General features: G+C 58.0%; 15 protein-coding genes and 1 pseudogene. 11 read left to right on the top strand and 5 right to left on the bottom strand.

All coding sequences use genetic code 11. The features are described from left to right. Positions 1 to 97: 97 nt before the first annotated feature. The 3 genes from dnaE to A7P96_RS01675 form a co-directional block, all read right to left on the bottom strand. Positions 98 to 3,529 (bottom strand): DNA polymerase III subunit alpha, encoded by a 3,432-nt coding sequence (dnaE, locus tag A7P96_RS01685; protein WP_067524231.1) that lies wholly within the window; start codon positions 3,527 to 3,529, stop codon positions 98 to 100. Between the two features lie 211 nt (positions 3,530 to 3,740). Next, positions 3,741 to 5,918 carry a DNA internalization-related competence protein ComEC/Rec2 gene (locus A7P96_RS01680; protein WP_231863614.1) on the bottom strand — a complete coding sequence of 726 codons (2,178 nt, stop codon included), beginning with the start codon at positions 5,916 to 5,918 and terminating at the stop codon, positions 3,741 to 3,743. Positions 5,919 to 6,181: 263 nt separating this feature from the next. After that, entirely contained in the window at positions 6,182 to 6,751 is a 570-nt protein-coding gene (locus A7P96_RS01675; protein ID WP_067524228.1) for an L-threonylcarbamoyladenylate synthase, read from the bottom strand. A gap of 382 nt (positions 6,752 to 7,133) precedes the next feature. On the opposite strand from A7P96_RS01675, the gene A7P96_RS01670 reads away from it, so the two are divergent. The 6 genes and pseudogenes from A7P96_RS01670 to A7P96_RS10140 form a co-directional block, all read left to right on the top strand. Further along, complete coding sequence (locus tag A7P96_RS01670; RefSeq protein ID WP_067524226.1) at positions 7,134 to 7,940, top strand: threonine/serine exporter ThrE family protein; 807 nt, start codon at positions 7,134 to 7,136, stop codon at positions 7,938 to 7,940. A 3-nt stretch (positions 7,941 to 7,943) separates the two neighbouring features. Continuing rightward, positions 7,944 to 8,402: a threonine/serine exporter family protein gene (locus A7P96_RS01665; RefSeq protein ID WP_067441353.1), complete on the top strand. Its 459-nt coding sequence runs from the start codon at positions 7,944 to 7,946 to the stop codon at positions 8,400 to 8,402. A gap of 632 nt (positions 8,403 to 9,034) precedes the next feature. Beyond that, the gene (locus tag A7P96_RS01655; RefSeq protein WP_067524222.1) at positions 9,035 to 10,606 is read left to right on the top strand and encodes a TerC family protein; all 1,572 of its coding nucleotides are present in this window, start codon (positions 9,035 to 9,037) and stop codon (positions 10,604 to 10,606) included. Positions 10,607 to 10,939: 333 nt separating this feature from the next. Continuing rightward, the gene (gene carA / locus A7P96_RS01650) at positions 10,940 to 12,073 is read left to right on the top strand and encodes a glutamine-hydrolyzing carbamoyl-phosphate synthase small subunit (protein WP_067524220.1); all 1,134 of its coding nucleotides are present in this window, start codon (positions 10,940 to 10,942) and stop codon (positions 12,071 to 12,073) included. Between the two features lie 42 nt (positions 12,074 to 12,115). Continuing rightward, positions 12,116 to 12,247, top strand: a complete 132-nt coding sequence (locus A7P96_RS11340; RefSeq protein ID WP_255361154.1) for a hypothetical protein — start codon at positions 12,116 to 12,118, stop codon at positions 12,245 to 12,247. Between the two features lie 267 nt (positions 12,248 to 12,514). Next, positions 12,515 to 12,711: pseudogene (locus A7P96_RS10140) on the top strand (molybdopterin-synthase adenylyltransferase MoeB); the annotation flags it as partial. Positions 12,712 to 12,923: 212 nt separating this feature from the next. Here A7P96_RS10140 and A7P96_RS10925 read toward each other — a convergent pair. Together A7P96_RS10925 and A7P96_RS10580 are read right to left on the bottom strand one after the other, a co-directional pair. Then, positions 12,924 to 13,094 carry a helix-turn-helix transcriptional regulator gene (locus tag A7P96_RS10925; RefSeq protein ID WP_197476428.1) on the bottom strand — a complete coding sequence of 57 codons (171 nt, stop codon included), beginning with the start codon at positions 13,092 to 13,094 and terminating at the stop codon, positions 12,924 to 12,926. Positions 13,095 to 13,162: 68 nt separating this feature from the next. After that, positions 13,163 to 13,294: a response regulator transcription factor gene (locus A7P96_RS10580; RefSeq protein WP_156496234.1), complete on the bottom strand. Its 132-nt coding sequence runs from the start codon at positions 13,292 to 13,294 to the stop codon at positions 13,163 to 13,165. A 233-nt stretch (positions 13,295 to 13,527) separates the two neighbouring features. Here A7P96_RS10580 and A7P96_RS01645 point away from each other — a divergent pair, with 233 nt between their 5' ends. The 5 genes from A7P96_RS01645 to tig all read left to right on the top strand — a co-directional run bounded on the left by A7P96_RS01645 (position 13,528) and on the right by tig (position 20,816). Then, on the top strand, positions 13,528 to 14,301 hold the full coding sequence (locus tag A7P96_RS01645; RefSeq protein ID WP_067524358.1) for a hypothetical protein: 774 nt from the start codon (positions 13,528 to 13,530) through the stop codon (positions 14,299 to 14,301). A gap of 54 nt (positions 14,302 to 14,355) precedes the next feature. Then, complete coding sequence (locus tag A7P96_RS01640; RefSeq protein ID WP_067524356.1) at positions 14,356 to 15,471, top strand: phospholipase A; 1,116 nt, start codon at positions 14,356 to 14,358, stop codon at positions 15,469 to 15,471. 559 nt (positions 15,472 to 16,030) lie between these two features. Next, the gene (locus A7P96_RS01635) at positions 16,031 to 17,284 is read left to right on the top strand and encodes a M48 family metallopeptidase (RefSeq protein WP_067524218.1); all 1,254 of its coding nucleotides are present in this window, start codon (positions 16,031 to 16,033) and stop codon (positions 17,282 to 17,284) included. A 295-nt stretch (positions 17,285 to 17,579) separates the two neighbouring features. Then, positions 17,580 to 19,217: a SulP family inorganic anion transporter gene (locus A7P96_RS01630; protein WP_067524216.1), complete on the top strand. Its 1,638-nt coding sequence runs from the start codon at positions 17,580 to 17,582 to the stop codon at positions 19,215 to 19,217. A 294-nt stretch (positions 19,218 to 19,511) separates the two neighbouring features. Next, positions 19,512 to 20,816 (top strand): trigger factor, encoded by a 1,305-nt coding sequence (gene tig / locus A7P96_RS01625; RefSeq protein ID WP_067524214.1) that lies wholly within the window; start codon positions 19,512 to 19,514, stop codon positions 20,814 to 20,816. Positions 20,817 to 20,840: the final 24 nt, after the last annotated feature.

The following is a 20,840-nucleotide window of genomic DNA, read 5'->3' as shown; positions in this document are numbered from 1 at the left end:
GTCCTGCTGCAGAAACTTCTCAGGTAGCCTGCTTCTCATCATGCCAGGTATCAATGCCGAATCCACTGCTGTTAGCACAATGCTTTTCAGGTAGCCCCTACCAATTTACCCCTACCTGCCGCTCGCCTAAAAGCGACACCAGTTCTTCCAAGAGTTCGGTGTTGAGGCAGGGCTGCCATCGGCTGTCGGGGATGAGCTCGCCGCTGGCTTGGCCGTTGGCGTAGTGCAGGCGCAGGGGAACGCGTTTGCCTTCGCCGCCGCGTTGCAACAGTTCGGCCAGGCGGGGGATGTTGTCGTGGGGGGCGAGGTGCAGGGTGAGGGCGCGGGCGTAGTGGCTTCGGGCTTCCTGCAGGGTGTAAACACGGTTGGCGATGATGCGCAAGCCGTCTTCGCCGCCGTAGTCGTCGCGGCTGATGCGGCATTCGGCAATCAACACTTGGTCGGCGCGCAGGGTGTCGCGGCTGAGCTGCTCGAGTGTTTCGCCGCTAATCATCACTTCGGCTTTGCCGCCGGTGTCTTCCAGCGTGATGAAGGCGATTTTGCCGCGCTTGCCCACCATGCTGCGGATGGCAGTGGCGAAGCCGGCCACGCGCACGTTGTCGTTGGGCTTGAGCTGGGAGAGGTGGGTGGGGGCGAATTGGCGTACTTCTTTTTCGGCCGGGCCGAAGGGGTGACCGGAAAAATAGAAGCCGATGGCCTGTTTTTCTTCGGCCAGAAGCTCGGCTTCGCCCCAAGCGGGCACATCGATCATTTCTAAGGGGGCAATCGCGTCTTCCACCATATCGAACAGGCCGCCTTGGTTAGCATTCTCTTCCTGCTGCTCGGCGTTGCTCATGGCCAGGTCGATGTTGGCAAGCAGGCGGGCACGGTTGGGCTCGATGCTGTCGAATGCACCGCCGCGCACCAAGGCTTCGATGGTGCGGCGGTTGATGTGCTGGCGGCTCACGCGCTCGCAGAAGTCGAACAGGCTCTGGAATGCGCCGCCTTCTTCGCGTGCGGCCACAATGGCTTCCACCGCAGCTTCGCCAGTGCCTTTAATTGCACCTAGGGCATAGCGGATACAGCGTTGGGCATCGGGCTGGAAGTGGTAGCCGGAATGGTTGACATCGGGCGGCAGGAAGCGGATGCCGTTATCGCGGGCATCGTCATAGAACAGCTTGAGCTGGTCGGTGTTGTCCAACTCACTCGACATGGTGGCGGCCATGAATTCGGCCGGATAGTGGGCTTTGAGCCAGGCGGTTTGGTAGGCCACCAAGGCATAGGCGGCGGCATGGGATTTGTTGAAGCCGTAGCCGGCGAATTTTTCCATGTAGTCGAAGATTTCATCGGCTTTTTCGCGGGCAATGCCCTGCTTGCCCGCGCCTTCGGCGAAGATTTCGCGGTGTTTCGCCATTTCTTCGGGCTTTTTCTTGCCCATGGCGCGGCGCAATAAGTCCGCACCGCCGAGCGAATAGCCGCCAATCACCTGCGCGGCCTGCATCACCTGCTCCTGATACACCATGATGCCGTAGGTGGGCTGCAACACGGGCTCGAGCAGCGGGTGCATGTATTCGAAGCGTACGCCCTTCATGCGGGCGATGAAGTCCGGAATCAAATCCATCGGGCCGGGACGGTAGAGCGACACGAAGGCGATAATTTCTTCCAGCTTGGTGGTATTGGCCTGCGCCAGCATCTTTTTCATACCGGTGGATTCAAACTGGAACACCGCCGTGGTGTTGGCCTTGCGGAACACTTCATAGGCCTGCTGGTCGGTGAGGTCGATGTGGTTCACATCGATGTGCTTGCCGGTGGTTTGCACAATAAATTCCTGCGTCATTTTAATGATGGTAAGGTTGCGCAGGCCAAGGAAGTCAAACTTCACCAGCCCGATATCTTCCACGTCGCCCTTGTCATACATGGAAACGGGCGAGGCGGATTCATCGGCCTGATACACCGGGCAGAAATCGGAAATCTTGCCTGGCGCAATCAACACGCCGCCGGCATGCATGCCCAGCCCGCGCGTGAGGTCTTCCAGCTTTTTGGCTAGCTCCATCAGCTCTTCGGCCTCTTCCTCTTCCAGCACCTTGACAATTTCCGGCTCGGCCTCCATCGCCTTCTCCAGGCTCAGCGGCTTGTTGGCTTCCAGCGGAATCAGCTTGGAAAGCCGGTCGCACACGCCGAACGGCAGCTCCAGCACGCGCCCCACATCACGGATTACGGCTTTGGAAGACATTGTGCCAAAGGTAACAATCTGGCTCACTGCCTCGAAGCCATATTTTTGGCGCACATATTCAATCACGCGGCCACGGTTGTTTTGGCAAAAGTCAATATCGAAATCGGGCATCGACACGCGCTCGGGATTGAGGAAACGCTCAAACAGCAGCGCATAGCGCAGCGGGTCTAAATCAGTAATTTTTAAGGAATACGCCACCATCGAGCCTGCGCCCGAGCCGCGCCCCGGCCCCACCGGGCAGCCGTTGTTTTTCGCCCAGTTGATGAAGTCGGCCACAATCAGGAAATAGCCCGGAAAGCCCATCTGCACGATGGTGCCCAGCTCGAAATCCAGCCGCGCCTGGTATTCCGGCAGTTTTTTCCTGCGTTCAACCTCATCCGGATAGAGCGCGGCCAGCCGTTCGCGCAGGCCTTGGTTGGACAAGTGGGCGAGGTAGTCGTCCAAGCTCATGCCGTCGGGCGTGGGGAACTGCGGCAGGAAGTTTTTGCCCAGCGTGAGCGTGAGGTTGCAGCGCTTGGCGATTTCCACCGTGTTCTGCAATGCTTCGGGCAAATCGGCAAAGCGCGCGGCCACCTCTTCCGGCGAAGCAAAATACTGGCCGGCCACAAAATCGCGCGGGCGGCGTTTGTCCGCCAGCACCCAACCGCCGGCAATACACACCCGCGCATCGTGCGCCTTGAAATCGTCGGGGTTTAAAAACTGCGCCGGATGGGTGGCCACCACGGGCAAGCCCAATTCCGCCGCCAATTTGAGGCTACCTGAAACCGAAGTTTCCCATTCCGGTTTTTCAGGTAGCCTTTGCAGTTCCAAATAAAAAGCATCGGGAAACCATTGCGCGTATTTCTGCGCGGCGGCGCGGGCGGCGTTGTCATGGCCGTTCATCAGCTGGCGGCCCACTTCGCCCAAATGCGCGCCGGACAGGCAAATCAACCCCTCATTATCGCCCTCAGCCAGCCATTGCGGCTCCAGCTCGGCATGGGCAACGTTGCGATCCGTGCCCACATAAGCGCGGGTGAGCAGCTCACATAGGCGGCGGTAGCCCGCTTCGTTGCGCACCAAGAGCATGGCGCGGAAGGGCTGCTCGGGGTTTTCCGGATTCGCCACCCACACATCCGCCCCCACCACCGGCTTGATGCCCGCGCCACGGCAGGCTTTGTAGAATTTCACCAGGCCGAACGTGTTCATCAAATCGCTGATGCCCAGCGCGGGCAGGCCGAAAGCGGCGGCTTTCTTCACCAGCTCTTTGATGCGCAAAGTGCCGTCGGTGATGGAAAATTCGGTGTGTTGGCGCAGGGGGATGTAAACAGGGGCGGTCATATTTCGGGCTTGCGGAGGAGTTGGGCTACGCGCTTTCAGGTAGCCTGATTGAAAACAGGAAGGGCGCACATTGTACCGCAAACGGGTGCTGAACGCGGGCGAGTGATTAAGCAGCGGAAAGATTTTCAGGTAGCCTCTCAATCCACCAACAGGCTACCTGAAACCTTCATTCCTCAAACGGCTTGCGCTGCCAAAACCTCCTGCCCAAGCGCTACGGCTGCATTGCCCCGCCCTGCCCCAGCACAAAATCCAGCTGCCCGCTGCGGGCGGTGGTGTAGAGCCGGATGCGGTGGGCGGAAAGGCGGTGGCGCACGATGGCGGCGGGGTGGCCGTAGGGGTTGGCAAAGCCGTTGGCCGCCACCGCTGCTTCGGGCGCCACCGCGTTCAGATAGGCTGAATCGGATGAAGAGCGGCTGCCGTGGTGCCCCAGCACCAATAATTGGCTGTGCAGCGAATCGCCGTATGTGCCCACCAGCCAGCGCTCGCCCTTAATACCCAAATCGCCGCCCGCCAGCACGGCCTGGCCGCCCGCCAACACACGCAACACGCAGCTTTGCTCATTATCGTCGGCCTGCGGATGATGCGGCGGGGTGAGGAATTCGAAGTACACGCCGTCCCACTCCCACGCCGTGCCGCCGGCGCACCATTGAGCCGCTTCGGCATAGGCTTCCGGCTGGCCGGCATACAGTTTGCGCGGCGCAAAGGCTGCCTGAACGGCGGGGAAGCCGCCGTCGTGGTCGGCATCGTGATGCGAGAGCACCAACACATCGGGCGGCGGCAGCCCCTGCGCCAGCAGGTTGGGCACCAGCTGCGTCTGCGCCGCCCCTGCCGTGCCGGTGTCGAACAGCAGCCAATAGTTTTGCGTGCGCACCTGCAAGGCGAGCCCCTGCCCTACGTCCACAATCCGCACTGCCGCCGTGCCGTGCTCCGGCGCGGGCGTGCGATACAGGCAGGATGCCGCCAACACCAGCGCCGCCCAAGGCCGCAATCCCAGGCCGCGCGGCAACAGCCACACCGCCAGCGCAGCCAATACGGCCAACCAAAACAGCGGCGGCAGGTGCGCCAGCGCGCCGGTGGGCACGATGCCGCCCGCCCACACCACCGCGCCCATGGTGTATTCCCCGATGGCAGCCGCCATTTTCAGGTAGCCTTCAAACGGCAGCAGCACCGCCAGCAAGGCCAGCGGCACCAACACCCAAGAAAACCACGGAATCAGCAGCGCATTGGCCAAAGGCGCAGCCAGCGGCACAATGCCGAACACTTGCCCGGCCTGCCAAAACCCCAACAACGTAGCCGCATATTGGGCGCACAGCGCGGTGCGCCATTTGCCGGAATGCCTGGCCGCGCCCAGCAGTCCGCCTTCCGGCGCATCGTCATCCGGCATAGCCTCCAGCAGCCCTTGCGCCACCCAAATCAGCGCCGCCACCGCGCCGAAGGAAAACCAAAAGCCCACACCCAAAGCCGAGAGCGGGTCGAACAGCAGCACCATGGCCAAAGCCTGCCACCAAGCCCGCCACGGCGCAGGGCTGCCGCGCCGATACCATTGCCAAGCAAACACCGCCAGCATCAGCAAACTGCGCTGAATCGGCACGCCGAAGCCGGCCAATGCCGAATAAAACAAAGCCGCCGCCAAGCCCGCTGCCAAATACCAGCGTCGCGGCTCGGCCAGCGGCAGGCGCAGCAGCAAAAGCCGCGCCAAATACGCTGCCGCCAGCGCCACCATGCCGATGTGCAGCCCCGACACGCTAATCAGATGATTGATGCCCAACACCCGAAACGCCTGCCAATGCTCATCCGCCAGCCCGCCGTATCCGCCGCCGCCCAAAGTCCGCATCAGCGCCGCCCCGTTCGGGTAGCTTTCCGCCGCCTGCTGCCAGGCCTGCTGCCGCTCGTAGCGCCAGTTTTGCCAACGCGATTGCCAGCCCGTGTCCGGCGGCAGCTCCACCCGCTCGCGGGCAGCCGAAGCCATGCCGTCGATATGCTGGCTCAACGCCCAAGCCTCGCGGTCGAAGCCGTTTTCATTGCGCTCGCCCACCGTAGGCCGTACCCGCACCGTCATCCGCCAGCGGCTGCCCGGCCGCCACTCGCGCAAATAACGGTCCGACACCAGCAGCCGAAACCGCTCCCCCGCTTCCGTTTGCGCCCAAGCCTCAAACCGCACAGACTGCGCCGATGCCTCCACCACCGAGGCTACCTGAAAATCCAGCCGCACCCGTTGGAACTCCGGCTCCGCCGGCCACTGCTGCGATAATGCCAACTGCACCCGCCACACGCCGTAAAGCAGCCCGCACAGCAGCCACCACGCCCCACGGGCGCGCCGGAAGCAGCCAATCAGAGCAAGCAGCAGCGCCGAAGCCGAGGCAACGGCAATAAAATGTGCTGCCGGCAACAAAAAAACCAGCAGCACACCCGCCACCCAACAGCACAACCCGCCCAAGCGCATAACTACCTCATTGTTTATTCGTTTTAATTCTAGTTGATTAAAATAAGAGTGCGACAAGGTAGCAAGCCGCAGACAGTATGAGTACTACGGAAAGGCAAGCCAACGCCATAGCATGCTTATTTTAATCAACTATAGATTGCCTTATAGCAAACTGCTGGCGAATTGGCAAAGAAGGATAAAGGCTACCTGAAACAGCTTTCAGGTAGCCTTTAGCGCAAATACACCCCGCTCTGCGCATCCACAATCCGGCTCGGCCGCTTCGACCCACCGCAGCGGCCGTTGACCACATACACATCCCTTCCAAAGCAGCGCCGCACCTCGCGCTGATGCCGCAAAGCCCGCCGCCCGCTGCGATTGCATGAAGTGGACACCAGCGGCGTGCCCAACAGCGCGCACAAACGTCGTGCCCCAGCATGCGCCGGCACGCGCACCGCCAGTTTTTCCCGACCGCGCCCGCGCAACAGCGCCGGTACACTCCCTGATACCGCAAATAAAAACGTTACCGCCGCCGGCCAAGTGCTTTGTGCCAGCCGGCGCTGGTTTTCAGGTAGCCTTTGCAGCAATGGCTCGAGCTGCACCAAATTACTGCCGATAACAATCAACCCCTTGTGCTGCGGCCGTTTTTTCAGCTGCATCAGCCGGCGCAAGGCGCGGCGATGCGTGGGCAGGCAGCCCAATCCGTAGCTGGATTCCGTGGGATAAGCCACCAAGCCGCCGCCGCGCAGGTGCGCACGCAGCCCTCGGGCGGCGGAGACGGAAAGAACTCGTGGAAACATGATTCTTGCTGGATGCCGATATGGGGTTTGAAGCGGTATTGTAATCTGAAAATGATGGGTTGTTTACCATGTTGATATCCCGTTTTCAAGCAGCCTATCATCTGTATCCTTCTCCCGTGGGGAAAAGCAATGCCACGGGCGTATATCAGCACCCACACCATATAAGGGCTGCCTGAAACCGTTTTAACCTCACTGAAGTTCACGTTTTCAGGTAGCCTTTTTGCCCGTAAACACCCGCATTCACACTGCACAATTGGCTGCTGTACAGGGCTTGCGGTATAATTCGTTCCCATCATACATCCAACCAAACGGCTCTTTGACCCACAGCATTTCCAGCCGTTTTCTGCACGCGTCTTCCTTCTGTTTTTCCCAGCCGGTATATTTAATGACGACTCCCGTTCCCGCCCCCCTTCCCTCCGTTTCCACTGATTACGAACAGCAGCAGGAAATCACCCGCCTGTGCGTCCATGCCGCACTGTTGCTGTTGCAATACGGTGCAGAAAGCACACTTATTGACCAAATCGCCGTGCGCCTTGGCCGTGCACTGGGCATGGACAGTGTGGAGTGTGCGCTCACACCCAATGCGATTGTGATCACCACGCGCCGTTGCAATCAATGCATCACCACCACGCGCAAGAATTTCGACAAAGGCATCAATATGTCGGTGATCACAGCGGTGCAGCACATTGTGCTGGATGCGGAAGACGGTCTATCTAGCGTGCAGGAAGTGCGTGAACAGCTGGATGCGGTGAAGCCGGAAAAATACAACCGCTATTTTGTGGTGTTTATGGTGGGGCTCTCCTGCGCGAGCTTTGCCCACCTCTCGGGTGGCGATCCGCTGATTTGCTTCATCACGTTTATTGCTTCGGCCTGCGGCATGTGGGTACGCCAAAGGTTGTCGGCACGGCACTACAACCCGGCAGTGGTGTTCGCGGTTACTGCTTTTGTGGCTTCAATGGTGTCGGGCACGGCACTGAAGTTCGGTTGGGGCGAGCACCCAGAAATCGCCACGGCGGCCAGCGTCCTGCTGCTAGTGCCTGGGATGCCGCTGATTAATTCGCTGGCCGATATGCTCAAAGGCCATGTGAATATGGGCATGAGCCGCTGGGCAGTGGCCATGCTGCTCACGTTCAGCACCTGTTTGGGCATTGTGTTAGCCTTGAGCCTGTTGAATGTTTCTGCTTGGGATTAAACCATGCTGCTGAATTTGCTAGACGATATGTTCTTCGCCGCCATCCCCGCCGTGGGCTTTGCGATTTTGTTCAACGTACCGCGCAATGCGTTGAAATACTGTGCTTATTTGGGTGCGTTGGGGCATGGCTCGCGCACGCTCATGATGCAGTTTGGTCTGTCGCAGGGCTTGGCCACGCTGTGTGCGGCTTCGCTGGTGGGCTTTATCGGCGTGTATTTGTCGCAACGCTATCGGGCGCACCCGAAAGTGTTTACTGTGGCCGCCATCATTCCGATGATTCCAGGCGTGTATGTGTATAAGGCTATGATTGCGCTGGTGCAGATAAATCACAAGGGCTTTTCCGAACAGCTTTTAGAGCAGGCGGTGGATTATTTTGTGAAATCCGGCTTCGTTATCGGCGCACTGGCCTTCGGGCTGGCGCTGCCTGGGCTGCTGTTCTACCGCCAGCGGCCGGTGGTGTAGCAGCTGCTATTCTAAGCAGCTTTCACAACAGCATCTTCACCACAAATTCATCAATCTTGCTGCCCGTCTGCTGGCGCAGCCGAACGGAGCGTGGTTTTTCGGGAAATAAGGGCTTGCATGTTCGAAGCGGCGCAGCCGCAAGTTGCGAGCCCGCCCGAAAAATCGCGTGGAGTGAGGGAAGTTTGCGCAGCAAACCCGCGCCCGCAGTCGCCTTTCTTTGCTTCCTTTCTTTGGCGAAGCAAAGAAAGGAAGTGCCCCGCGCCGGCATAAGGCACAATGGGGAGCAGGGCAGGCGTGAGGAAGGCTACCTGAAATTTGGTAAGCCGCCTGAACCCCAACCTTCCCGAATGTTATGTGGTCTAAGTCTCGCCAAAAGCCTTATTAAAAATACACTTCGGCTATAGCGGAAGCCATAATTCTTCAGCAAGCCGCTGCAATCTGCTAAACTTACCGCCTCATTATTCTTTCCACGCCGATATGCACACTGATTCCCCCGCATCTCCAGAGCCCGAGCCTGCCTCGGCGGATAAGTGTGTGCACGGCATGTATTTAAAGGCTACCTGAAAGCTGTTCATAGCGTTTTCAGGTAGCCTTTGCTTGTTGTTATTATTTGCAATCAAGGATTCACATTCATGGATTTCTCCTGGCTGGCCGACCCGGTAACCTGGCTGGGCTTCGCCACGCTGATTATTCTCGAAGTCGTGCTCGGCATCGACAACCTGGTGTTCGTGGCCATTTTGGCCGGCAAAGTGCGCCCCGCCCAGCGCGACCACGCCCGCATCACCGGCCTGACTTTGGCTGTGCTCATCAGGCTTCTAATGCTCGCTTTTATGGGCCGCATCATGCAGCTCACCACCCCGCTGTTTGCCCTGGGGCGGCTGGAAGTGGCCGGCAAAGACATCATCATGTTTGTGGGCGGCCTGTTCCTGCTGTATAAAGCTACCACCGAGCTGCACGAACGGCTGGAAGGCGCCAACCACTACGCCGTTTCCGACACCGACCATCGCAAACAGCATGCGCCGTTTTGGGGCGTGGTATTGCAGATTCTCGTGCTCGATGCCGTGTTTTCCATCGATGCCGTGGTGACCGCCGTGGCCGTGGTACAGCATATCCAAATCGCCATGGCCGCCGTGATTGTGGCGATGGCCATGATGATTTGGGCGAGCAAACCGCTCACCGAATTTGTCAACCGCCATCCCACCGTGGTGATGCTCTGCCTCGGCTTCCTCTTGATGATCGGCTTCAGCCTGATTGCCGAAGCCTTCCACGTAGTCATCCCCAAAGGCTACCTGTATGCCGCCATCGGCTTCTCCGTGCTGATTGAGGTGTTCAACCAAATCTCCCAGCGCAACACCGACAAAAACGCCTACGGCAGCCGCTCTTGGCGCCGCCGTACCGCCGAAAACGTGCTCGGCATGATGGGTATCCGCGAAACCATGCTGGCCAAAGCCGGCGAAGAAAGCCACGATGCCGGCCACTTTGAAGAAAACGAAAAATCCATGATCCGCAGCGTGCTCACCCTGGCCGAGCGCCCCCTGCCCGGCATCATGGTGCCCCGCCGCGACATCGAACGGCTCGATATTTCCCAAAGCCGCGAGCAGCAATACGCCCAGCTGCAAAACACCCCGTATTCCCGTCTCCTCGTGGTGGGCAAGGCCGGTGCCGACGAGCCTTTGGGCTACATCAACAAAAAAGACCTGCTCAACCAGCTTCTGGCCGGGCAAGAGCCGGATATCCAAGCCGCCCTGTGCCAGCCGCTCATCCTACCCGACAGCACCAACACTCTTTCCGCCATCGAGCAGTTCCGCCAAAGCGGCGCCGACTACGCCCTCGTGGTGGACGAATTCGGCGCCGTGCAGGGCATGGTTACCACCAAAGACTTGCTTTCCGCCATTGCCGGCGAATTCCCCGAAGCCTACGAGCGTAAAGAGCAAAATGCCCAATCCGGCGAACACAGCCCGGAAAATAACGACAGCCTGCTGGTGGACGGCAGCCACGAATACGCCGAGCTCGCCCCCCAGCTCGGCCTGCCGCCGCCCGAGGAAGATGCCGACTACCACACCGTGGCCGGCCTGATGATCGAAGAGCTGAAAACCCTGCCTGAAGTGGGCGACACCCTCGACTACCACGGCTGGCGTTTCACCGTAGCCGCCAAAGCCGGCCAGCGCATCGAACAAATCCGCATCAGCCGCCAGCCGAAATAAAGTGTGCGGTTTCAGGTGACCTTTTGCTGCGATACGAAAAGGCTACCCGAAAATATGGAAACCGCTTCTTCAGGTAGCCTAAAAGCTATATTGTTTTGTCTGCCTTCCACAAATTTCAAGTAGCCTTCGGTATGGCAACAGCCAAATATAACTCCTCCACCGTACAAGCGCTCAGATTACCTGAAAACTCCCCGCCCAAACTTGCCCAACCCTCCCGTTGTCCATTAGAATAACACGCTTCCAGCAGGCACTGCCGCCTTCGCCGAAGCACGTTTTGCCCCGCTTAGAAAGCCGCGAAACGTGTTCTTTATCCCCCGCGTCCGGACACCAATCATGACCACTCCCGCCCTTCTCGTTCTCGCTGACGGCAGCGTATTTCAAGGCACATCAATTGGTTACAAAGGTTCAGCTTCCGGCGAAGTCGTGTTCAACACCTCCATGACCGGCTATCAGGAAATCCTGACCGACCCGTCCTACTGCAAACAAATCGTAACCCTCACCTATCCCCACATCGGCAACACCGGCACCAACGCCGAAGATGAAGAAAGCCGCAGCGTTTATGCCGCCGGCTTGATTATCCGCGACCTGCCGCTGCTGCACAGCAACTTCCGCGCCTCCGAAAGCCTGCATGACTATCTGGTGCGCAACAAAACCGTCGCCATCGCCGACATCGACACCCGCCGCCTGACCACGCTGCTGCGCGAAAAAGGTGCACAAGGCGGCGCAATTCTGACCGGCGCGGACGCAACGGTTGCAAAAGCGCAAGAACTCATCGCCGCGTTCGGCAGCATGGTCGGCAAAGATTTGGCGAAAGAAGTTTCCTGCAAAGAAGCCTACGAATGGACCGAAGGCGAATGGGTGTTGGGCAAAGGTTTCGTTACTCCTGCCGAACAGCCGTTCCACGTCGTCGCCTATGATTTCGGCGTGAAAACCAACATCCTGCGTATGCTCGCCGCACGCGGCTGCCGCCTGACCGTCGTCCCCGCCCAAACCAGCGCGGAAGACGTGTTGGCACTCAATCCCGACGGCGTATTCCTCTCCAACGGCCCAGGCGACCCCGAGCCTTGTACCTACGCCATCGAAGCCGTGCAAAAACTGATGGCAAGCGGCAAACCCATCTTCGGTATCTGCTTGGGACACCAGCTCATCAGCCTAGCCATCGGCGCAAAAACCCTGAAAATGCACTTCAGCCACCACGGCGCGAACCACCCCGTACAAGACTTGGACAGCGGCAAAGTCGGCATCACCAGCCAAAACCACGGTTTCGCCGTCGATGCCGACACCCTGCCCGCCAACGCAAGGATTACCCACAAATCCTTGTTCGACAGCACCTTGCAAGGCATCGAGCTGACCGACAAACCCGTGTTCTGCTTCCAAGGCCACCCCGAAGCCAGCCCCGGCCCGCAAGATGTTGGCTATCTGTTTGACCGGTTTATCCAAAATATGCAAGCCGCCAAACAAGCTTAATCATCAATCACACATATCAATCAATTAAAAGGAAAAATCCATATGAAAAGAATCGTTTTATGCGCCGTTTTGCTGGATACTTTATCTGCCTGCAACACCTTGCACTCCGCCGCGCGCGATGCCAACACCGCCGTTCAAGCGTGGAACAGGGATTATCAAAAGCAGCATCGCTAATCCCCGCGTCCGAGCGAAAACAGCCTGAAATGTAAGCCACATCAGGCTGTTTTTTTCTGCAACACTACACCAGAAAACAAACATGAAACACAGCATCTTCATCTTCTGCCTGCTCATCAGCAGCCCGATTTTCGCCAAAGACAAGCCCGTTAATCTGAAAAGCATCAGCCAAATGGGGGGCTGATATGGTGGATTCCGCCACACAAGACATTTATCAACCCCTAGCCGCAGGCAACCGCAACATTGCCGGCCACCACTACCTACACCCTATTCGGCGTGTTCTCCCCACTAGTGGGCATCATCGGCACCACCCAAGCTGCCGAAACCCTGAAAATCCTGCTCGGCCTGCCTGCCGAAAACGGCGTTTTGTGCTGATACAACGCACTCAGCGGCCAATGGCAGCACTTCTCCATCCCCCCCCAAATCCCACCTGTAAAGTGTGCGGCGGACATAAGAAAGGCTGAAAAGGCTACCTGAAAATTTAGCTTCACAGAAACTTGCGTAGCTCGTTTTCAGGTAGCCTTTACTGATTGCAGCTCGCTGTAGGCCAGATGCTGAAATCCGACACCGGCAATCCCGCTATTTAAAACAGCAACAGCCGCCAGCCTTCTGTCTTTCAGTTTTCAGGTAGCCTCATCCAAAGGCTACCTGAAACCGCCAATCTCATTATTCCTCTTCACTTATCCAAGCCCAATTCTCGGGCATACACGGCAGCACGTACGCAGTTGTCGATGTTTAGTTTGCGGAAGATAATCTGCATATACGCCTTCACCGTGTTTTCGGATAAAAACATCCGCCAGACAATCATTTTGTTGCTGATAACCACCAGCTGCGCAGTGCAACACATCGTGCTCGCTCTGGGTGCGGGAATCGAGGATGGTGGAATGGTCGGGCGGGAAGCTCGGGCGACACGGTTTACTGCCCAGCCACGACCTGGCGGATAGCGGCCACCAGGAAATCGGTATCGGTGTTTTTCAAAATATAGCCGTGCGCACCGAGCTCGAAGCATTTTTGCAAGTTGTCGGCATCTTCAGAAACGGTAAGCATCGGCACGGAGGGCTTGGAAAGGGCAACCGCCCTTGGAAGCTGCCCAAGGCGTAGATGGGCACCAGCGTCACCAAAGTGCCTACTTTACCCTGTATCCATACCATATCGCTGACTTCGCCTTCTCGCCTGGTAGTGTGAATGTGCGGCAGGTTACTTAAAAATGGAGTAGCCTCACAGCAAGGCGGGCAAAACTGTTTCGCTATATAATGCTGCTTTCTTTTTCCCGCACTGCCATGAACTACGCCGCCCAGCTGGCCGCCCTTGCTGCCGCCCAAACCGAAACCATCGCCCGCCACCGTTTAGACAACGGCGAAACCGTGTGGCTGCGCAAAGCCGCCCTGCGTCAAGCCGCCTGGCGTTACAGCCTGCTCAACGGCCTGGCCAAAGTGTGCCGTTTGAGCGTATTCACCCCGGTACCCAATCCCGGCGGCCATGCCGGCATTGCCATCGAAGCCGGCCGCCTGCGCGAGCTGGCCGAAGCCGGCATCACCGCGCCCAAACTATTGGCCGTGCAGGAGAATGCCCTATTGATGAGCCATGTGGGCGAGCAAACCCTGCTCATCGCCATCGAAAAGCAAACCAAAGTCGGCAGCCTCGAAGGCTGGCTGCAAGGCCTGCATGCCATCGAAGCCGTACACCGGCAAAACCAATTTCTCAGCCAAGCTTTCGCCCGCAATATGGTGCTAACCGAAGCCGGCGGCATCGGCTTCATCGACTTCGAAGACAACCCCGCTACCGTACTCAGCCTGCCGCTGTGCCAAAGCCGCGACTGGCTGTGCTACCTGCAATCCACCGCCGACATCCTCCTGCGCAGCGGCCTACTCGACCAAGCCGCTGAACATTACAAAACCTGCCTGCAAAAGCAAAATCCCGCTATAATTCGCACCTTGCGCCGCAGTATGCGCCCCATTTTGTGGATGCGCCACATCCAATCCGAACGCTGGGGCTGCGACACCCTGCGCCTGGCCGCACTGGCCGATTTGTTTTACCGCATGGGCGAAATCTGAAGCAGGTTTTCAGGTAGCCTTACTCCAAAGATGACGTTTCACACCCCAACCATCATGCAAACATCCCGCCTCCCCCTCATCGCCACCGTCCTTTTCGTTTCTGCCCACAGCGCCGCCCAAACCCAAGCCCCCGCCGGCGCCCTGGCCTGTACCCAAATCGGCGACCCCGCCGCCCGCCTTGCTTGCTACGACCACAGCATGGGTGCACAACTTCCGCCCACCCAGCCCTTGTCTGCTCCCGCCGACACCAAAGCCGCCATCGACATCAAACAAAGCATCGAGCAAAGCCAGGCCGAGAGCACACCCAAGGTGGTGCTCACCGAAGCCCCTGCCGCCCCCACCCAGCCGCAGGCCTTCAGCCCGCTCAGCCTCGCCTACGATTTAGACGTCAACCACGAATCCGGCATCCTCAGCGTGCGTGCCCACCGCCCGCTCTACCTGCTGCCCGGCTGGTACAACAGCTCGCCCAACCGCAACCCCTCCTCCCCCGAACACACTTCCGCCATTCCCGAGCAGCAGCGCCAAAACCACGTTGAAGCCAAAATGCAGATTTCCTTCAAAACCAAGCTATTACAAGACCTATTCGGCACCAACGCCGACCTCTGGTTCGGCTACACTCAAGTTTCCCACTGGCAAGTATATAAAGGCTCCATGTCCTCCCCCTTCCGCAACACCGACTACGAGCCCGAAATCTTCCTTACCCAGCCCGTGAAAGCCGCTCTGCCTGGTGGCGGCGGCCTGCGTATGCTCGGCATTGGTGCCGCACACCAATCCAACGGCCAAAGCGACCCACTTTCCCGCTCTTGGAACCGCATCTACGCCATGGCCGGCATGGAATGGGGTAACCTCACCGTGGTGCCGCGCCTGTGGTGGCGCATTCCCGAAAAAAGCGACGATGACGACAACTCCAACATCAACCGCTACATGGGCTACGGCGATTTGCAGATGTACTACCGCTTCAACGACCGCCAAACCCTCGGTGCCCTCGCCCGCTACAATCCTGCCAGCAGCAAAGGCAGCCTGCAGCTGAACTACACCTTCCCCATCGCCGGCCGACTCAAAGGCTATGTGCAGGCCTTCCACGGCTACGGCGAAAGCCTGCTCGATTACAACCACAAACACAACAGCATCGGCCTGGGCGTGATGCTGAACGATTGGGATGCTTTCTAAACCACACTCATATTTTTCAGGTAGCTTTCTATCCAAACAGGCTACCTGAAAAATTAGTGTATTATTTGCACACAGCATTTTGCATATAGCAGCCATAAAATACCGACATCCGTCCTAAATCCATATACAATCTGAATTTCAAATAAATCAGTATATTTAATTTCTGTTTTAGTTTCATGCTGCTAGCATTCTACATTCACACTTACTTACAATCTAGAAAAAGCAGGTTAAATCATAGTATTAGCCTTGCCTTCCTTTTTAGGCCGCCCTATAATACATCCTGTTGGGTGGTCAAGGAGACCGCTTAACAAGTTTCTCCTCTATTTCTCCTTTGTAGATTTGGCACATATTCAATATGTGCCGCTTTTTTGTCTGCTTCCATCGCACAAATTTCCACTGCTTTGCCAAGCATTTGAATCCAAACAAAACAAATCATTCTTTTCAAATATAAATCAGCCAGCCATGCACTATGCATCCATTACGGCAAATCAAGCGAGTGCCATAGCTCTTCATCAGAAATCCCACTATACTGCCGCCCGTTTTCCATTCGGAGCAGCCCATGTCCACCACCGTGTTTTACCTCTTTCTCGGTTTCACCGCCTTTTCCACTCTGCTGCAACTACTGCTCTCTTTGCGCCAGAGCCGTGCCGTGCTGCTGCACCGAGGCCGCGTGCCGCGCGATTTTAAAGACGTAGTCTCGCTGGAAGAGCACCAAAAAGCCGCCGACTACACGCTGGCCAAACAGCGGTTTTCGCGTTGGCATATTTTGTATGAAACCTTGCTGCTGCTGATGTTTACTCTCGGCGGCGGGCTGAATCTGCTGGCAGAGACGGCCAACCGCCTTGCCACCTCGCTGCTGAACCAAGGCGTGCTATTGGTGGTGCTGTTTTCGCTGGTTAGCAGCCTGTTGTCCTTGCCCTTCGCGCTCTACCGCAGCTTCCGGCTGGAAGCCGCATTCGGCTTCAACAACATGACCTTGGGCACTTTCTTTGCCGACCAAATCAAAGGCCTGCTGCTGGGCGCGGCCATCGGCATTCCGCTTCTGTATGCCGTGATTTATCTGATGGGCGCGGCCGGAAATGCGTGGTGGCTGTGGGTGTGGCTGTTGTGGCTCGGTTTCTCGCTGCTGATGCTGTGGGCGTTTCCCAAATGGATTGCCCCGCTGTTCAACCGCTTCGAACCGCTGGCCGATGAAGACTTGCAACAGCGCATCACCAATCTGCTCACGCGCACCGGCTTCGCCAGCAACGGCATTTTCGTGATGGATGGTAGCAAACGCAGCGGCCACGCCAACGCCTATTTCACCGGCCTCGGCCAAAACAAACGCATTGTGTTTTTCGACACCCTGCTCAAAGGTATGCAACCGCAAGAAGTGGAAGCCGTGTTGGCGCACGAATTGGGGCATTTCAAACATCGCCACATCGTGAAGCAAATCGCCGTGCGCTTCCTGCTCGCGCTTTTGGTGCTGTTTGCGCTCGGGCAAATCATCCACTTCGCCGCCGTGTATCACGGCTTGGGCGTGGCCTACCCCAGCCACGCCATGGCGCTGCTGTTGATGATGCTGGTGCTGCCCGTGCTCTCCTTTCCCTTCGCCCCGCTGGGCAGCCTTTCCTCGCGCCGCAACGAATTTGAAGCCGACCACTTCGCCGCCGCGCACACCCATGCCGAAGACCTGATTTCCGCACTAATCAAACTCTACCGCAGCAACGCCGCCAGCCTGGTGAACGACCGCTGGTATGCCCGCTGGTACGACAGCCACCCCAACGCCCGCGAACGCATCGCCGCCCTGCGGCAGGGCGAGCAAGCTAGCTGAAAGCCTAGGCTGCATAGCAAGATAAAGGCTACCTGAAAGCGCCACCTTCAACGCTGCTAAAACAAACCACGTGAATTTCTGCGCAGCTAAGTTTCAGGTAGCCTTTTCGTATCGGCACATCACTCAGGCAACCCGTTGCCTACGCAAACACCCTATCTATTTAATAACTTCAGCATCGCCTTTACCATTCAATCCGGTTCAAACAAAGGCTACCTGAATTATCAGGCAGCCTTTGTCATTCCCACCCCACCAGCGTACAATTCACATTTTTTTACAGAATCACACGGAATCAAACATGATTGCTTGGACAGAAGCCCGCCGCGCCGGTTTGCTCGGCCGCGCCCATTGGGCGAACAATATTGTGGCTGGCATTATTGTGGGCGTGGTGGCGCTGCCGCTTTCCATGGCCTTCGCCATCGCCACCGGCGTGAAACCCGAACAAGGAATTTACACCGCCATCGTGGCCAGCGTGATTGTGGCCGTGACCGGCGGCTCGCGCGTGCAGATTGCCGGTCCCACCGGCGCATTTATCGCCATCCTCTCCGGCATCACCGCCAAATTCGGCTTCGACGGCCTGCAAATCGCCACTCTCCTTGCTGGCATCATATTGTTGTTTATGGGCTTGTTCCGCTTCGGCGGCATGATACGCTTCATCGCCATGCCGGTGATTATGGGTTTTACCGCCGGCATCGGCGTGGTGATTTTCGTGGGGCAGTGGGCGGCGTTTTTCGGCCTGCCCAAAGCTGGCGGCGAGCATTTCCACCAGCAGCTGTGGTCGCTGCTGCACAGCCTGCCGAACCTGCATCCGGCCACCACCTCACTGGGACTGTTTTCGCTCGCGCTGCTGCTGTTGATGCCCAAAGTGCCGCTGCTGCGCCGCCTGCCTTCGCCGATGTGGGTGCTGCTGTGCGCCACCGTGCTGCAAAGCCTGTTCCGCTTCGAGGGCGTCGCCACGGTCGGCTCGGCCTACGGCGCGATTCCGCGCGCGCTGCCGCATTTTTCCCTGCCCGCCTTTTCCGCCGCGCAAACCGCCCAGCTCATCCTGCCCGCCTTCACCGTTGCCATGCTCGGCGCGATCGAATCGCTGCTCTCCGCCGTGGTGGCCGACGGCATGGCCGGCACGCGCCACAGCGCCAATCAGGAGCTGGTGGGGCAGGGGCTGGCCAACATCATCACGCCGTTTTTCGGCGGGTTCGCCGCCACCGGCGCCATCGCCCGCACCGCCACCAACATCCGCCAGGGCGGTAACAGCCCGCTGGCCGGTATGGTGCACGCCCTCACGCTGGCGCTGATCCTGCTGGCGGCCGCGCCTTTGGCCGCCAATATCCCGTTGGCCGCGTTGGCCGCCATCCTGTTTCAGGTAGCCTGGAACATGAGCGAGCCCAAACGCTGCATCCGCATCCTGCGCCGCGCCCCGCGTGCCGCCGTCGTGTTGTTTTTCATAACTTTTTTCCTCACCATCTTGGTGGATTTGGTGGTGGCGGTGAACATCGGCGTGATTGTGTCCACCCTGCACTTTATCGGCCAAATGGCCAAAGCGGTGGAGGTGCGCAAGGAAGAACACAGCCGCGATGCCGCCGCCCTGCCGGACAACGTGCTGATGTTTATCGTGAACGGCCCCTTCTTCTTCGGCGCGATGGAAAAATTCGAAACCACGCTGGCCGACATCAACACCCAGCCGCGCACGGTTGTGCTGCGGCTGCGCTGGGTGCCCTATATCGACATCACCGGCATCCTCACGCTGGAGCGCGTTATCGGCGGCCTGCAAAAACGCGGTATTCGCGTCATCGTTACCGGCGCCAATGAGCAAGTACGCGCCAGCCTGGAGCGCAGCGGCATCGTCGCCCTGCTCGGCGAAGGTAACTTCATCCGCGAATTCGACGACGCTGCCGCCATGTTGCGCGCGGAGAGTGAAACAGGTTCGGCGAGTTGATGGGATACAGAATAGGCCACCTGATAAAGCAAAATCTGCTGCACACATTTTCAGGCAACCTTCCTCTTGGCACCCACTCATTTGCGGCCAGCCTCATACCCATACTCAAAGAGGCTACCTGAAACCCGTTTTGCCACATAATTCCTCAGCCAAACACTGCCTGTGCCATCAAGTTATGGTACACTTGCGCCTTTCGTTCACGGCCAGTACAGAAAAATATGCCGGCCAAGTGCAAACTTTTCCGAGCAGGCATCCGCCTATCGGCTTGATTAACACCAAAACAAGGTCTTACGAATGAGCGTAACTATTGAAAAACTGGAAGGTCTCGAACGCAGCCTGCAACTGGAACTGCCCTGGGCAGACATCGAAGCAGCCGTACAAAAACGCCTGCAGGCCACTCAAAAACGTGCCCGTGTAGACGGCTTCCGCCCCGGCAAAGCCCCGCTGCGCATGATTGAATCCATGTATGGCGCGGGCATCCGCGACGAGGTTTTAAACGACAGCCTGCGTCACAAATTCGGCGAAATCGTGGATTCCGAAGACATCCGTCTCGCCGGCCTGCTCGCTTTTGATGCCGTTGAAGCGCAAGACGACGAAAAAGTATTCAAAGTAAACGCCCGTTTCGAAGTGTTCCCCGAAATCACCGTGGGCAGCTTGGCCGACCAGGAAATCGAAAAAGTGGTATGCGAAGTGGGCGAAGCGGAAGTGGAAAAAACCATCGACATCCTGCGCCGTCAGCGTACCCGCTTCAACCGCGTGGAACGCGAAGCCAAAGACGGCGACCGCGTAATCATCGACTTTGCCGGCACCATCGACGGTATCCCCTTCGAAGGCGGCTCCGCACAAAACTACCCCTTCATTCTCGGCCAAGGCCAGATGCTGCCCGAATTTGAAGCCGGCATCCAAGGCATGAAAGAAGGCGAAACCAAAGACGTGAGCGTAAGCTTCCCTGCCGACTACCATGGCAAAGAAGTGGCCGGCAAAACCGCCGTATTCGCCATCACCCTGCGCAACGTAGCCGAAGCCGTGCTGCCGGAAGTGGACGAACAATTCGCCAAAGCTTTGGGCATCCAAGACGGCGACGTGCCCAAAATGCGCGAAGAAGTGAAGAAAAACATCGAACGCGAAGTAACCCGCCGCATAGAAGCGCAAACCAAAGACAACGTAATGAAAGCCCTGCTGGACGTTACCCCTATCGAACTGCCGAAAACCTTGGTGCGCGAAGAAACTGCCCGTATGGTTGCAAATGCCCGCCAAAACCTGGTGAACCAAGGCATGAAGCCGGAAGATGTAGATTTGGCCGACAGCCTGTTTACCGAGCAGGCCGAACGCCGCGTGGCACTGGGCCTGATTTTGGCCGACTTGGTAGGCAAGCACAATCTGCAGCCGACCGACGACCAAGTTAAAGCCGTGGTACAAACCTTCTCCGAAAGCTACGAAGACCCGCAAGAAGTAATGGATTGGTACTTCGCTGACCGCAGCCGCTTGGAAGGCCCGATTTCTATGGCCGTAGAAGCCAATGTTGTAGATTATGTGTTGGGTCAGGCCAAGGTAAACGAGAAAAAACTGAGCTTCGACGAAGTGATGGGCCAGCAGTAATTCAGGCTACCTGAAACTCGTTGC

It is taken from the genome of Eikenella sp. NML03-A-027, from assembly GCF_001648395.1.
Taxonomy (GTDB): domain Bacteria; phylum Pseudomonadota; class Gammaproteobacteria; order Burkholderiales; family Neisseriaceae; genus Eikenella; species Eikenella exigua.
This window is presented reverse-complemented; position numbering and strand designations above follow the sequence as displayed.